Origin of the sequence: Olleya sp. Ti.3.14 (assembly GCF_038154885.1) — a bacterium.
In the GTDB taxonomy this organism is placed as follows: Bacteria; Bacteroidota; Bacteroidia; order Flavobacteriales; family Flavobacteriaceae; genus Olleya.
The window spans coordinates 13,714-28,288 of record NZ_JBAKAO010000001.1 but is presented as its reverse complement, the minus strand read 5'-3'; the positions used below and the strand labels follow the sequence as shown (position 1 = coordinate 28,288).

The 14,575-nt window shown below is 30.8% G+C and carries 14 protein-coding genes; 5 read left to right on the top strand and 9 right to left on the bottom strand.

Going from position 1 to position 14,575, the window contains the following annotated elements:
- Window positions 1-16 precede the first annotated feature (16 nt).
- Window positions 17-1,906 (bottom strand): M61 family metallopeptidase, encoded by a 1,890-nt coding sequence (locus V6251_RS00130; protein ID WP_341586446.1) that lies wholly within the window; start codon window positions 1,904-1,906, stop codon window positions 17-19.
- A gap of 151 nt (window positions 1,907-2,057) precedes the next feature.
- Here V6251_RS00130 and V6251_RS00125 point away from each other — a divergent pair, with 151 nt between their 5' ends.
- From V6251_RS00125 to V6251_RS00110, 4 genes are read left to right on the top strand one after another with little or no spacing between them, the layout of a single operon-like run.
- Window positions 2,058-3,986 carry a vWA domain-containing protein gene (locus V6251_RS00125; protein ID WP_341586445.1) on the top strand — a complete coding sequence of 643 codons (1,929 nt, stop codon included), beginning with the start codon at window positions 2,058-2,060 and terminating at the stop codon, window positions 3,984-3,986.
- Window positions 3,983-5,233: a dihydroorotase gene (locus V6251_RS00120; protein WP_341586444.1), complete on the top strand. Its 1,251-nt coding sequence runs from the start codon at window positions 3,983-3,985 to the stop codon at window positions 5,231-5,233. Before V6251_RS00125 ends, V6251_RS00120 begins: the two co-directional genes overlap by 4 nt.
- A 4-nt stretch (window positions 5,234-5,237) precedes the next feature.
- Window positions 5,238-5,570, top strand: a complete 333-nt coding sequence (locus tag V6251_RS00115; protein ID WP_341586443.1) for a hypothetical protein — start codon at window positions 5,238-5,240, stop codon at window positions 5,568-5,570.
- Window positions 5,570-6,217, top strand: a complete 648-nt coding sequence (locus V6251_RS00110; protein ID WP_341586442.1) for an alpha/beta hydrolase — start codon at window positions 5,570-5,572, stop codon at window positions 6,215-6,217. Before V6251_RS00115 ends, V6251_RS00110 begins: the two co-directional genes overlap by 1 nt.
- A 76-nt stretch (window positions 6,218-6,293) precedes the next feature.
- On the opposite strand, the gene V6251_RS00105 is transcribed toward V6251_RS00110, so the two are convergent.
- Window positions 6,294-6,791, bottom strand: a complete 498-nt coding sequence (locus V6251_RS00105; protein WP_341586441.1) for a hydrolase — start codon at window positions 6,789-6,791, stop codon at window positions 6,294-6,296.
- Between the two features lie 14 nt (window positions 6,792-6,805).
- The gene (locus V6251_RS00100; RefSeq protein ID WP_341586440.1) at window positions 6,806-7,567 is read right to left on the bottom strand and encodes an MBL fold metallo-hydrolase; all 762 of its coding nucleotides are present in this window, start codon (window positions 7,565-7,567) and stop codon (window positions 6,806-6,808) included.
- Between the two features lie 93 nt (window positions 7,568-7,660).
- Here V6251_RS00100 and V6251_RS00095 point away from each other — a divergent pair, with 93 nt between their 5' ends.
- On the top strand, window positions 7,661-9,115 hold the full coding sequence (locus V6251_RS00095) for a TonB-dependent receptor (protein WP_145001572.1): 1,455 nt from the start codon (window positions 7,661-7,663) through the stop codon (window positions 9,113-9,115).
- Window positions 9,116-9,294: 179 nt separating this feature from the next.
- On the opposite strand, the gene V6251_RS00090 is transcribed toward V6251_RS00095, so the two are convergent.
- From V6251_RS00090 to V6251_RS00065, 6 genes are read right to left on the bottom strand one after another with little or no spacing between them, the layout of a single operon-like run.
- On the bottom strand, window positions 9,295-9,843 hold the full coding sequence (locus tag V6251_RS00090) for a 1-acyl-sn-glycerol-3-phosphate acyltransferase (protein WP_341586439.1): 549 nt from the start codon (window positions 9,841-9,843) through the stop codon (window positions 9,295-9,297).
- Between the two features lies 1 nt (window position 9,844).
- Window positions 9,845-10,927 (bottom strand): iron-containing alcohol dehydrogenase family protein, encoded by a 1,083-nt coding sequence (locus V6251_RS00085; protein WP_145001570.1) that lies wholly within the window; start codon window positions 10,925-10,927, stop codon window positions 9,845-9,847.
- Window positions 10,928-10,955: 28 nt separating this feature from the next.
- The gene (locus V6251_RS00080; RefSeq protein WP_341586438.1) at window positions 10,956-11,573 is read right to left on the bottom strand and encodes a CatA-like O-acetyltransferase; all 618 of its coding nucleotides are present in this window, start codon (window positions 11,571-11,573) and stop codon (window positions 10,956-10,958) included.
- A gap of 3 nt (window positions 11,574-11,576) precedes the next feature.
- The gene (locus V6251_RS00075) at window positions 11,577-12,281 is read right to left on the bottom strand and encodes an HAD family hydrolase (RefSeq protein WP_341586437.1); all 705 of its coding nucleotides are present in this window, start codon (window positions 12,279-12,281) and stop codon (window positions 11,577-11,579) included.
- Entirely contained in the window at window positions 12,272-13,000 is a 729-nt protein-coding gene (gene kdsB / locus V6251_RS00070; RefSeq protein ID WP_341586436.1) for a 3-deoxy-manno-octulosonate cytidylyltransferase, read from the bottom strand. Before kdsB ends, V6251_RS00075 begins: the two co-directional genes overlap by 10 nt.
- A 35-nt stretch (window positions 13,001-13,035) precedes the next feature.
- Window positions 13,036-14,466 (bottom strand): ATP-dependent DNA helicase, encoded by a 1,431-nt coding sequence (locus V6251_RS00065; protein ID WP_145001566.1) that lies wholly within the window; start codon window positions 14,464-14,466, stop codon window positions 13,036-13,038.
- Window positions 14,467-14,575 lie beyond the last annotated feature (109 nt).

Here is a 14,575-nt window from a genome sequence, read left to right as displayed (position 1 = left end):
ACTTTTTATCAAATATTTAGCCTTTTAACCAAGCTTGTCTTACTGCTTTTTGAGCATCTGTAGCGTTAGCATCTTCAACTAATTTTGTTCCGTTAGTATAAGACTGAGTTAATTTAGTTTTAATAACTATTTCTTCTCCTTTTCTATCTAAAACAACATTAATGTCTGTACCTGGTTGCCACATGTACATTGCTGTTAAAATTTGTTGTGCTGTAGCTAAAGTTAACTCTTTACCATCAACTGTTTTTAAAACATCTCCTGGTAAAACACCATTGTCATTCCAAAAACTATTATCCTTAACAGCTTCACTAAAAGGAATAGTCATTGTAGCTCTATCTGGCGCAAAAATTAAAGTTCCATCGTTTTGGATGTAGTTAGTTTTAACTTTTCCAGTATCTAAACTTAATCCTACTTTTTTAAAGTAAACCGAATAATCTATTGGTGTACCACCAACAACATGCGTGTTTAAAAATTCGCCAACACTAGGATAAGTCATTGCAGTAATTTCTTCTATTAATTTATCATCTTCAAAAGGTTTGTTTTTTCCGTATTTGTTAGATAATTCTTTCATTAAAGATAAAATACCTCTGTTACCATTACTCTCTTCACGTAAGATAATATCAATACACATACCAATTAAGGCACCTTTCATGTATACATTATAGTACTGTGGTGCGTAAGGTTCGTCTAAAACGTTTTCACTCATTACCGTAAAACTCATGCTATCATCTAAGTTAGCTGAAGTTTGAATTTTACCTAATATATCTCCATAAAACTCTTCCGAGTCAATTAAATCTTGATCCACTTGGAATAGTGTTGCAAAATATTCTGTTACACCTTCATACATCCATAAATGCTTAGAAAATGTTGGTTGGTTATAATCAAAATAATGTACATCTTCAGAATGCACACTTAATGGTGTAACAATATGAAAAAACTCATGAGATACTACATCAATCATACTTTCTGCTAACGCTTCAAAAGGCATATCTTCTTCTAAAACAACTACAGTAGATGTGTGGTGCTCTAAAGCTCCAAAACCTTTTGGTGATTCTGGCTTACCTTCAGATAAATATAAATAGATATCGTAACGAGGTGTACTATTAACGTCTCCTAAATATGTTTTTTGTGCTTGCATCATTTTTTGCATTACTTCTTTTATGCTAGCAGCACTATGCACTTTGTTTGGAGAATATACACTTAATACAATTTTGATATCTCCAACCTGAAATTCTTCGACATCTAAATCACCATAAAACATTGGATTATCTGTAATATCAAAATAACGTGGTGCAAAATAACTTGATGTTGCTAATTTGCCATCTTTACTTACTGTTTTTCCAGTTTCTTGTAAAGCAGAAGTACGTTTAAAATCTGCGGGTGCAGTAACATCTAAACTATATTGGCTGTCTTTTAGGTTGTCAAAATAACCTATAAAACCATGTAAGTTTAATACGTAGTTAGTAGGCTCTATATTTGTTCCTGCTGGAGAAAAAGGAGCCTCTCCACCTATTCCACCTGTTACTTCTTGATCAAAAGTATCATTAGCATTATAAGTAATATAATCTAATTGAGTAGCATTAGCAATAGTCCAAGTATTAGTGTCTACTTTAACTGTTGGCAACTCATTTCCCTTATAATCAAACGCTTTAAAGTCGTCTATATATTTTCCAAAATCACTTACAGAGTAAGTCCCTTGCACAACTCGAGGTAGTCTATACGTTACTGTTTGCTCTGTAAAACGACCTGGATTAATTGTTACAGGTGCTTTGTCATTAAGTACTTTAGACAAATCAATAGAGGTTACAATTGGCGACTGAGACGCTAATTTGTCTGATGTTTTTGTGCTATTACATCCAACCAATAATAGTCCTGTTGCAATAGTTGTTACTAAAAGTTTTTTCATGTTTTATGTTTAATTGTTAATGGTCTTGTTTAGAAGACGCTCAAAAATAAAATTTGTTACACAATCTTGACACTAAGTTTTTGTTAAATTGTTAATTTTGAAATAGGCTTTATATAAATGCAATTATTATCTTTGACAAACTTTAAAATTAATGCAGTTTAAATATCCCGAACTTCTTTACGCGCTTTTCTTACTGCTTATTCCCATTATTGTTCATTTATTTCAGCTTAGAAAATTCCAAAAAGAGTATTTTACAAATGTTGCTGTTTTAAAAAAAATCCAATTACAAACTAGAAAAAGTGCAGTCATAAAAAAATGGTTAACACTGCTTACTAGACTATTGCTTTTAGCTGCTATAATTATAGCTTTTGCGCAACCTTTTACTTCAAAAACAGATACGTTTAATGCTAAAAAAGAGATGGTTATTTATCTAGATAACTCCTTTAGTATGCAAGCCAAAGGAGACAAAGGCGAATTACTTAAGCGTGCTATCCAAGATTTAATTGAAACCATTCCTGAAACCGAAACATTCTCGCTTATAACCAACACAGATAGCTACAAAAACACCACTATAAAAGCAATAAAAAACGAGTTGTTGCAATTAGAGTACTCGTCTAAACAATTAATCTATAATGCTGCTTTATTAAAAGCAAAGCAATCGTTTTCTAATCAGGCTAACACGCTTAAAAATGTGATATTTATATCAGATTTCCAGCAAAAAAATACAGACTTTAATATTGATTCAGACTCAACATCTACTTTAAATTTAGTTAATTTAAAACCTGTAAATAAAGCCAATACAACCATTGATAGTTTATATGTATCTAGTCAAGATGCTAATAATTTAGAATTAACTGTAGTTTTAAAAAACAATGATACAGCAACTAGTAATATTCCGGTTTCATTGTACAATAATGATAATTTACTATCTAAGGCTTCAGTTGAAGTAAATGGGCAAGGTACTACTGTGTTTTCACTTCCAAATAATCAAATTATAAAAGGAAAAATTACCATTGATGACACACAATTACAATTTGATAACACCTTATATTTTAACATTAATAAACCTACTAAAACAAACATATTAGCGATTAGCAACTCTGGTGGTAATTATTTAAGAAGAATTTTTACGGAAGACGAATTTAAATTTACTTTAATACAATCCAATACATTAGATTATAGTTTATTTGATGCTCAAAATTTAGTGATTTTAGATGAAATTGAAACGATACCAGAAAGCCTAACTACTGCATTAAAAGTATTTACGGACAATGGAGGTTATGTTGTTTTAATCCCTTCAGACAAAGGTAATCTTAAGGACTATAATACCTTTTTACAACGTTTTAACACCACTCCTTTTGGAGATTTATTAACTACACAAAAACGTATTACTACCATAAATTATAGCCATCCATTATACACAAATGGTGTGTTTGAAAAACGCGTTGATAATTTTCAATATCCAAAAGTAGAACGTTACTATCCGCAAAATAATGTTAAAGCAACTAACGTTTTACAATTTGAAGACGGTAAATCCTTTTTGTCTCAAAACGGAAATTTGTATTTATTTTCAGCTCCAATAAACGATACCAATTCTAATTTTAAAAATATAAATTTAATTGTACCTACATTTTACAACATTGCCAAACAAAGTTTAAATACAGGTACGTTATATTATACTATTGGACAGGATAATAATTACCATGTTGCTATTAATTTACAACAAGACGCAGTGCTAACATTAGTAAAAGGAGAAAACAAAATCATCCCAGAGCAAAATTATTTTAATAATAAAGTGGTTATTAAAACCAATGATTTACCAGAACAAGCTGGTGTTTACGATTTAAAAAACAAAACCGAAATCATCCAAAATGTAAGTTATAATTATGATAGGTCAGAAAGTGATTTAACCTATATTAACTTGGATAATTACAAAAACATCACTGTTAGCGACTCAATAGCTAATATTTTTGATTCAATAAATAACGATAGTAAAGTTAACCAATTATGGAAATGGTTTGTAATTTTGGCATTAGCTTTATTAATTCTAGAAATGCTCATCTTAAAATATTTTAAATGAACGTCTTAATAAAAACAGCAACAATAATTGATTCTTCAAGCCCTTTTCATAATCTGGTTTGTGACGTATTAATTCAAAAAGGAAAGATTAGTAAAATTGCTACAAGCATAGAAAATACTAACAATTATAAAACCATAAGTTTAGACAACTTACACCTATCGCAAGGCTGGTTTGATAGTAGTATTTGTTTTGGAGAACCAGGTTTTGAAGATCGCGAAACAATTGATAATGGTCTAAAAACTGCAGCTAAGTCAGGCTTTACAACTATTGCCTTACAGGCCAATACTTTTCCAATTATAGATACTAATGCCAATGTGGCTTTTGTACTTTCCAAAGCGCAAAATCAAGCAGTAACCTTGTTACCAATTGGTGCTTTAACTAAAAATAGCGACAGTGTAGATTTAGCCGAACTTTTTGATATGAAAAACGCAGGAGCTGTAGCGTTTTCCGATTACAAAAAACCAATAACTAACCCTAATTTGTTAAAAATCGCATTACAATATGCAAGCAATTTTGACGGATTGGTATGCTCTTTTCCTTTAGAAACAAGAATTTCTGGTAAAGGTATTGTCAACGAAGAATTAACTAGTACTTCATTAGGTTTAAAAGGTAGTCCTAATTTAGCTGAAGCAATGCAAGTTGCTAGAGATTTATTTTTGTTAGAGTATGCAGGCGGAAAGCTACACATACCAACAATTTCAACAGCAGAAAGTGTTGCATTAATAAGAGAAGCTAAACAAAAAAAACTAGACGTTACCTGTAGTGTAGCCATCCATAATTTATGTTTAACAGATGCTGTTTTGGAAGAGTTTGACACTAATTACAAAGTTAATCCACCGTTAAGAATACAAAAAGATATTGATGCATTAATTGAAGGTTTAAAAGATGGCACGATAGATATGGTTACAAGTGATCATAATCCAATGACCATAGAAGATAAAAAAGTAGAATTTGATCATGCTTCCTTTGGTACCATAGGACTAGAAAGTGCATTTGGCGCATTAAACACCTTATTTTCTACAAAAAAAACCATTCAATTACTTACAAAAGGTAGGGCAAGATTTGGTCAAAATAACAACACTATTGAAGAAGGTCAAATAGCTAATATAACGTTATTTAATCCAGATATTAAATACGCTTTCGCGGAAACTGATATTGTTTCAAAATCAAAAAACAGTGCTTTTTTAGGACAAGAATTAAAAGGAAAAGCATACGGAATAATTGCAAATAACAAAATAGTATTATAATACAATGAAGCAACAAACAATTGAAGAAGGTAAATCATTAGCTGTAATTAGCTACCTAACCATAATTGGTAGCGTCATAGCAATAATAATGAATGGCGAAAAGAAAAACGAATTTACAAGTTTTCATAACAGACAAGGTTTAGGCTTATGTCTTTTATGGATGATTATTGGCTATTTTGTTAGTCAATTTGACAATATGCAAATCTCAATTGCTTTTTGGGTAAGCATGGGAGCACTTTTATTTTTAGGAGTCATGACTGCTATTAATGGAACAATGAAACCTATCCCTTTTGTTGGACCCATTTTTCAAAAACTATTTAAAGGACTTGGTAACTAATGGAAAACTTTAACCTACATCACATAACTAGACCATCGTCATTAAAAGACAATGCTCCACTTCTAATCCTATTTCATGGCTATGGTAGTGACGAAAATGACTTATTTAGTTTTGCTGCAGAATTACCAGAAGAGATTTTTATAATATCTGTGAGAGCGCCTTATCCAATGCAACCTTATGGTAATGCTTGGTATGCTATTAATTTTGATGCAGATCAGGGAAAATGGAGTGATAATAAGCAAGCAAAACAATCCAGAGATTTAATAGCTAATTTTATAGATCAGGCTACAGCTAATTATCCAGTAGATAAAAATAATGTATCCTTACTTGGATTTAGTCAAGGCTGTATTTTAAGCTATGCTGTTGCCTTAACCTATCCAGAAAAAGTAAACAATATCGTAGCTTTAAGTGGATATATAAATGAAGATATATTTGAAGTTAAAGAGGCTTCTGCCTATAAACATTTAAACTTCTATTGTTCTCATGGTACTGTTGATCAAGTAATTCCTGTAGATTGGGCTAGAAAAGCACCTAAATTTTTATCGGCTTTAAACATCAAAAACCAATTTAGTGAGTTTCCTGTGGGACATGGTGTAGCACCTCAAAATTTTTACGAGTTTAAAGATTGGTTGCAACACTTAATCTAAAATTTTATCGAAAAATAAAAAGCCCAAATTAAACTTATAATTTAATTTGGGCTTTTCTGTTTAAACAACTTACTTTTTATCTAGTATAAAGTAAATAGTCTAAAACTTCAAATTCTATTTTTTTATCTGTTGTTACAAAGTACTTAATTAGTAATTCTCCCCAATAACTACCATCAGAAAAATCAGCAATAATCCATCTATGATTTAGCATTTTAATAGTATTAAACTGCATTTTTCTTCCTTCGGAAGCTGCAAAGGGTATTAAAGGATGGTCACCTTCAGCTTCATTTAATTTATATAATTCGTTTTTGATATAAGGAATCATAACATCGCTATCCAATTTTTTATTATAAAAATAATCTTTAGCTTCTTGACTATATCTTAAATCAAATAATGTCAAATCAGATAATTCTTCGTTTTGAAGATTTAAAGAGTCTTGTAGTACAACTGATCTCTCCTTAAGTTTTTCCATTCGTTTTGCACTGTCATCCAATATTTTTTTAGAATTAACATATTGAAACACCACAATTAGTGATGTAAAAATAAACAGGTACATAAAGATTTTGTTCTTCATTTTATATAAATAGTTTAAATAGTGATTTCTAGTTTATCGTAAGCCAAAAATACATTGTCTGGCAGCTTTTGTTGTACTTCGTCATGAAATCCTAATAAGTGACTAATATGTGTTAAATAGGCCTTTTTAGGTTTGATGATGTTAATAATTTCCAGCGCTTGTTCTAAATTTAAATGTGAAATATGTTCTTTTTCTCTTAACGCATTTATAACCAAAACATCCAAATTTTTAAGTTTATCTAATTCGGAACTAGAAATGGTTTTAATATCTGTTAGATAAGCAAACTTGTCAAATCTAAAACCAAAAACCTGCAATGTATAATGTAAGCCATCAATAGGGATTATTGGCAAATTGTTAATTGTAAATGGTTTATTTGTAATGGTATTAACTGCTACAGTTGGTGCACCAGGATATCTGTTTTCTGTGGCAAAAACATATTCAAACCTTATTTTAAGTTGTTCAATAACACGTTTATGCGCATAAATTGGTAATTCGCCTTGTTTAAAGCAAAATGGTCTTATATCATCTAAACCAGCTGTATGGTCTGCATGTTCATGCGTAAATAAAAGTGCATCAATTTTTTCTGGATTAGCATGCAACATTTGCTGTCTAAAATCAGGACCACAATCTATTACAAACGTACTATCCTCCCATTCTATCATAACAGAAACGCGTAAACGTTTATCTTTAGGATTTTTACTTAAACATACAGGATGTGTGCTTCCAATTACTGGAATTCCTTGTGATGTTCCTGTGCCTAAAAATGTTATTTTCACTTAATGATTATTTCTCACAAAAATAAGTTATTTTTTTTGTTTGATATAGTTATTTGATACCTTTGTAAAACTTAACATCATAGGGATTTTTATATGGAAATTAGGCTAAAAGGAGATAAAGAATTTGAAAATATTCCCTCTTTAAAAGATAAAGCGCTTCGTATTAACTTAAACGAAAATATTTACGGTACGTTTGCCGAAATAGGTGCAGGACAAGAAACTGTACGCCACTTTTTTAGAGCTGGAGGTGCCTCTGGGACTATTGCAAAAGCTATGTCTGCTTACGACAAAGATTTTAGTGATGCCATTTACGGAATTGAAAACGACAGACGTTATGTAACCGAAGCGCGTTTACGTAAAATGGTCTCTCATGAAATAAAACTTATTGAAGAGCGTATTGATCGTGAAAAAAATCCAAATAAGATGTTTTTCAGTTTTGCAAATACTGTGGCTACAATTGATTTTGCAAAAAAATACAAAGGTCATGGATGGGTTGGAATTAAATACCAAATAGATCCAGCTGAAGAAGAGTATAATGAGATTGTATTACACCTTCGATTTAAAGAAAATGATGCAAGATTGCAACAAGAGACTTTAGGTATTTTAGGTACAAACCTTATATATGGTGCTTTTTACAAGTATAATGAACCTAGAAAATTATTGCGTTATTTATATGACCATTTAGATAAAGACCAAATAGAAATTGATACTATTAATTTTTCTGGTCCTGTATTTAAAGATGTAGATAACCGTTTAATGAGTTTACAACTAGTTAAAAACGGAATGACAGATGCTGTCATGTTTGCTCCTGACGGAAATAACGTGTTACCTGCTAGAGTCCTTTACAAGAAAAATATATTAGCGTTACGTGGTAGTTTTAGACCAGTAACCAAAGTAAACATTGACATGTACGAAAAGTCATTGGATATGTTTATTAAAGAAAACAAAGTAGATGAGGATAATACTCAAGTAATTTTTGAAATTACTTTATCTAATCTAAGAGCTGAAGGCGAGATTGATGAGCAAGATTTTATGGATCGTGCTAGACTTTTATGTTCTTTAGGTCATACAGTGTTAATTTCTAACTTCCAGGAATATTATAAGTTAGTAGAATACTTCTCTCAATATTCTAAGAGTAGAATGGGATTAGCTATGGGAGTTAATAACTTAGTAGATATATTTGACGAGAAATATTACAGACATTTAAGTGGTGGTATATTAGAAGCTTTTGGAAAATTATTTTTCAAAGATCTACGCGTATACCTTTATCCAATGCGTGATGAGGATGGTTCATTAACAACAAGTGATAACTTAAAAGTACATCCTAGAATGAAAGAATTATACAAATTCTTTAAATATAATGGTAAGGTTGTAGATATTACAGATTATGATCCTAACACTTTAAATGTATTTTCTAGAACAGTATTAAAAATGATTTGTGATGGTGAAGAAGGTTGGCAAAGTATGCTTCCTGAAGGGGTTTCTAAATTAATTATGCAACAAAGCTTATTTGGTTGCGAAATTGAAGAAATTCAAAATAAAAACTAATTACTATAATTTTAAATAAATAAAAGCGACTTTAATTACTTATTAAAGTCGCTTTTGTTTGTAGTGGTCAATGTTTCTTTTTAGGGACGTATAGTTTACTTTATGTTTCATTTTAGACTACATACTAGTAAAATCAAATGTCGTACCAAAAATTAATTTTTTCAAAAAAAAAAGCGCAACTATATATTTTTTTCAATCTTACCTTTTACATCCTTAAAAAAAGCTTTCATAAATTTAAAATCCGCTTCCATATTATCTGTAGGATAAAAAGGCTCTGAAACAGTATTTTGCTTATTACCAAAATCTAACGTAAACATAATAATAGGCACATTAGCTTGTTTAGCGATGTAGTAAAATCCAGTACGCCATTCGTCAACCCTACTTCTAGTACCTTCTGGTGCTAATGTTAATCTAAATTCTTCTTTGTTTTCAAACAATTTAGCTATTGTTTGTACTTTATTCTCTTTATTTTTTCTGTCCACTGGTACACCTCCAACTGCTCTAAAATAGTAACCAAATGGCCAAGTAAATAATTCTTGTTTACCTATAAAGTTAGTTTTGACCTGTGTCACTTTTCTTAATAAAATTCCGATAATAAAATCAAAATTACTAGTATGAGGAGCAGATATAATAACCGCTTTTTTAATAATATCTTTTGAAAAGTTAGTATTACCAACAACCTTCCATCCCATTATCTTAAAATATATAAGTTTAGCTAACCAGTGCATATTACATTTTTTGATATAACGCTTTTAGCGTATCATGAGTAATAGTTTTTTTCCAGTTTTTACCAATTGCATTTTCCCAAAGTGGCTCTAAACTTAAAGCTACATTAATCATAACATCAAAGTCCTTATCTGATAAATCGGCACAAATACCTTGAGGTAAAACTATATTATGTTTGGCTTTCATTTTTTTAAATTCAGCAACACCTTCAGGATAATACGCTTCTAAATGATCAAAAACAATACAATTACCAATACCATGTTTAACACCTAGTAAATAACCTAAACCATAACTCATCGCATGTGCTACACCTACTTGAGAATAAGCAATGCTCATGCCTCCATGCCAACTAGCCATCATTAATTTATCTTGAGACTCTTGCTCTGATAAATCATCACTTAAAAATATTTCTTGACATAACTCTAAAGCTTTTTCTCCGTAAGATTGGCTAAAAGCATTTAGATATGTTCCACTTAGCGATTCTATGCAATGTACGTAACAATCCATACCTGTATAAAACCATTGATCTTTAGGAACATCTTTAGTTAATTCTGGATCTAAAAGCACTTGATCAAATGGAGTAAAGTCACTATTAATACCCAATTTACGTTCTGGTCCTGTTAAAATAGTTGTTCTAGAAACTTCTGCTCCTGTACCTGATATTGTAGGTATACCTACGTGAAATACAGCTGAATTTTTAACTAAATCCCAACCTTGATAATCTTTACTTTCACCATCATTATTTAACATAATGGCAACTGCTTTTGCAATATCTAATATAGAACCTCCACCAATACCTATGATACCAGATGGTCGTTCTTTAAAGTTTAAAATAATATCCTCCACATATTGATCAACCTGCTCTGTCTTTGGTTCTTCCAATGTTGAAACATAAACCACTTTGTCTAAATATGACAAAGGTATTCTGGAGGTTAACCACGCATCTCCTTTAAAAATATCGTCTACAAAAAATATAAATGGCGCACTAGTATTTAACCGCTTAGGCTCTATAATATCGCTTAATTGATTAAAACTACCTCGTCCAAATATAACTTTGGACACCATTGGAAAATTTTTATAACTCATTGACTTGTCGTCTTAGTTTGCAAATTTATTACTTATTTAAGTTTTTCTGAAACATTTCTGAAAATAATGCTAAATGATATCCATCAACTAAGGCATGATTTACATTAATAGCAACATTCATGATTAACTTATTATCTTGCTTTACAACTTTACTAAATGCTAGCTTAGGTACTGAGTCCATTTCACCTGAAACAGGCTCTTTATGACCTGAAAAATTAAGCCAAGGTATTGCTGAACAGTGTACGCAATTTAAACCATTAACTGGAGGAAAAAGAGATGGACTGTTTTCGATTCTATCTACTTCGTTAGATAAGTTAGTTAAAAACCCATCTAAATCTTCGGTAAAATTTATAAATGAAAATCCAAAAGTTTTATCACTTCGCATAATTGTTGCAGATGCATGTATCGTATCGTACACTTGAATAGTATCCTGCACTACTCTATATTTTAAATTGTCTACAGCATTTATAGCTTGCATACAAGCATGAAGATAAACGCCAAAAAAACTGACGTTATTATCTTTTGCATACTGGTAAGCGTTATCTACTTCAAAAGGTATAGTGACTCCAAAATAGGGATCTTTTAACTTTGAAAAGTGTTGAAAATGTTCTTTTCTGTTCCAAGTATTTATATCTAAAGTATTCACTAATTATTGTAATAGTTTTGGTAAGTCTAACAGACTTTTAATTGTTTTATATTGCTTTGACTGATTAACATTTACGTCCACCTGCTCATGCAACCATGTGGTATGAAAGGGTACATGTATAGCGCTTGCTTTAATATTAATTAATGGTAGTATGTCAGATTTTAAAGAATTACCTATCATTAAAAACTCTGAAGGTTTTATATCTAAATGATTTAATAGTTTGGAATAGTTTGCTTCTTTTTTATCACTTAATACTTCAATGTGGTGAAAATAATCTAACAAACCTGACTTTTCAAGTTTACGTTCTTGATCCAGTAAATCACCTTTTGTAGCGACTATTAATTTATACTTTTTGGACAGTTGTTGTAATACTTGCTCAACACCTTCTAAAAGCTCTACTTCTTTATTAATCATTATTTTACCAATGTCCAAAATACTAGATATGGTTTGATTTGAGACTGTGTTATTGGATAACTCCAAAGCCATTTCGACCATTGATAACACAAAGCCCTTAACACCATAGCCATAAACTGGAAGATTTTTCATCTCCATTTTAAATAGCTCTTGGTCTATTTTATTAGCAGTTTCAAATGGGCTTAGTAATTTAGCAAACTCCAACTCTGCATCTCTAAAATAGGTTTCGTTAATCCACAAAGTATCGTCAGCATCAAAACCAATGACCTTTATTTGACTGTAATCTATTTCCATAGTTTTTTTGCTCTTTCTAAATCTTCTGGAGTATCAATCTCTACACCTTGCACATTAGTTTCGACCATTTTAATACGTTTTCCGTATTCTAAATATCTAATACATTCAATTTTCTCTGAAGCTTCAAGGCTTAACATTGGTAAATTATAAAAATCTAATATGGCTTGTTTTCTAAAAGCATATACGCCTTTATGTTTGTAATAGTTAACAGATACAGTCTCATCCCTTGGATAAGGTATTGGACTTCTAGAAAAGTATAATGCAAAATTATTTTGATCCACAATTACTTTAACTGTATTTGGGTTTTTAATTTCGTCCCAATCGGTAATATGCACCATTAATGATGCTAAATCAACTTGCTGTTCTTTGTCTTCTTTAAAAACTTGAATTAATTTTTTAAGCGATTCAACTTCAGTAAAAGGCTCGTCACCTTGCACATTAATAACAATATCAATATCTAAATCCGCTACAGCTTCTGCAATGCGATCACTACCACACTCATGCTCTTTTTGACTTATCATTACATGACCACCAATTTTAGAAATTTCGTCAAAAATGATATCACTATCAGTCACTACGATAACGTCATCAAACAAATTTGTGTTTACTGTAGCTTCATAGGTACGCGTAATTACAGGTTTTCCGTTTAAATCTTTCATTAATTTACCAGGAAAACGTGTCGCACTATATCGTGCAGGAATCATTGCTATTATTTTCATCTAAGAATTAAATTGGAGTATAAAAATATAATAATTTAATGGTCTTCTTCAAAAAAATCGTCTTTAAAACCTATTAAATACAATTTTTCTTTTGCTCTAGTAATTGCTGTATACAACCATCTTAAATAATCTTTGTCTATTCCGTTAGGCAAATAGGGTTGTTCTACAAAAACGGTATTCCATTGTCCACCTTGCGATTTATGACATGTAATTGCATAAGAGAATTTAACTTGAAGTGCGTTAAAGTACTTATTGCCTTTAATTTTCATAAATTTTTTATAGTTACTACTTTCATCTTCATAGTCTTTTTGGACTTCTTGATACAATCTATTAGAGTCTTCATAGGGTAAAGATGGCGTTTCTGCTTCTATGGTATCTAACATCAAAACGGTTTCAAAAGGTATCATTTTAGGATAATCCACCATTCTAACTTTTACTTCTGCAAATCTAAAGCCATACAATTCTTTTATGCTAAAAATTTCAAGCACTTCAATAATATCACCATTTGCAATAAATCCTGCCTCAGAGGTTGGTTTTATCCAAAAATAATTATTCTTAACTGCCATTAAAAAATCTCCTGCAGACAACTCGTTTTCACTAAATAAAATACGACTGCGTATTTGTTGATTGTACAAATTAGCACGCTTGTTGCTTCTAACTATTATACTAGTTTCTTCGTACCCTAGATTACTATAGGAGTCATTTATAGCATCCATAATTTCATATCCATCCACTAACCTAACAATATCTTTAAACGACTTTAAGTTAAATTTAAAACTATCGTAAAAACTTCCTGCAATGGTCTCTCTTAATAACGTAGCGTTTTCTAATATTCCCGAATCCTCGCCTTGTCGTACTACTTCATCTAGTTCCATTTTGGTAACTGACTTATTATAGTTTAAGCTCAACGTGTTTTCATCTAACGCTGGACTTAAATCTAATTTTACAGGTGGTAATTGGGCTGTATCACCAATAAGTAACAATTTACACCTATGTCCTTGATAAACATACTGCATTAAATCGTCCAGAAGTGATCCGTTTTCAAAAAGTTTAGAATCGCTAGGCGAATCTGGTATCATTGATGCTTCATCAACAATAAAAATGGTGTCTTTATGCTTATTTGGTTGTAAAACAAATTTTACGCCACCACCTTTTTCCTTTTTAGGAAAATATATTTTTTTATGGATGGTAAACGCTTCTTTTTTAGAATAATTAGAGATAACTTTTGCTGCACGACCTGTTGGAGCCATTAACACAGCACTTTTTTTTGCTTGCCATAAATTGGCTACAATCGTACCAATAATGGTGGTTTTACCTGTACCTGCGTATCCTTTTAGCAAAAACACGCCATTTTCTCTTTCATTTAAAATAAACTCAGAAAGTTGTAAAAGTAAAATATCTTGTTTTGACGTCGGATTAAACGGAAAATGCTGTTTTATAAGGGAATAAAATTGCGAACTGGTCATTAAATAGTGTGGATTGAAAACTTTTTATCAAATATATAAATCATTTTTACCAACAATGGTTTTTACGAATAAAAAAAAATTGTAGATTTGTCACAGACCTTAATTAAAT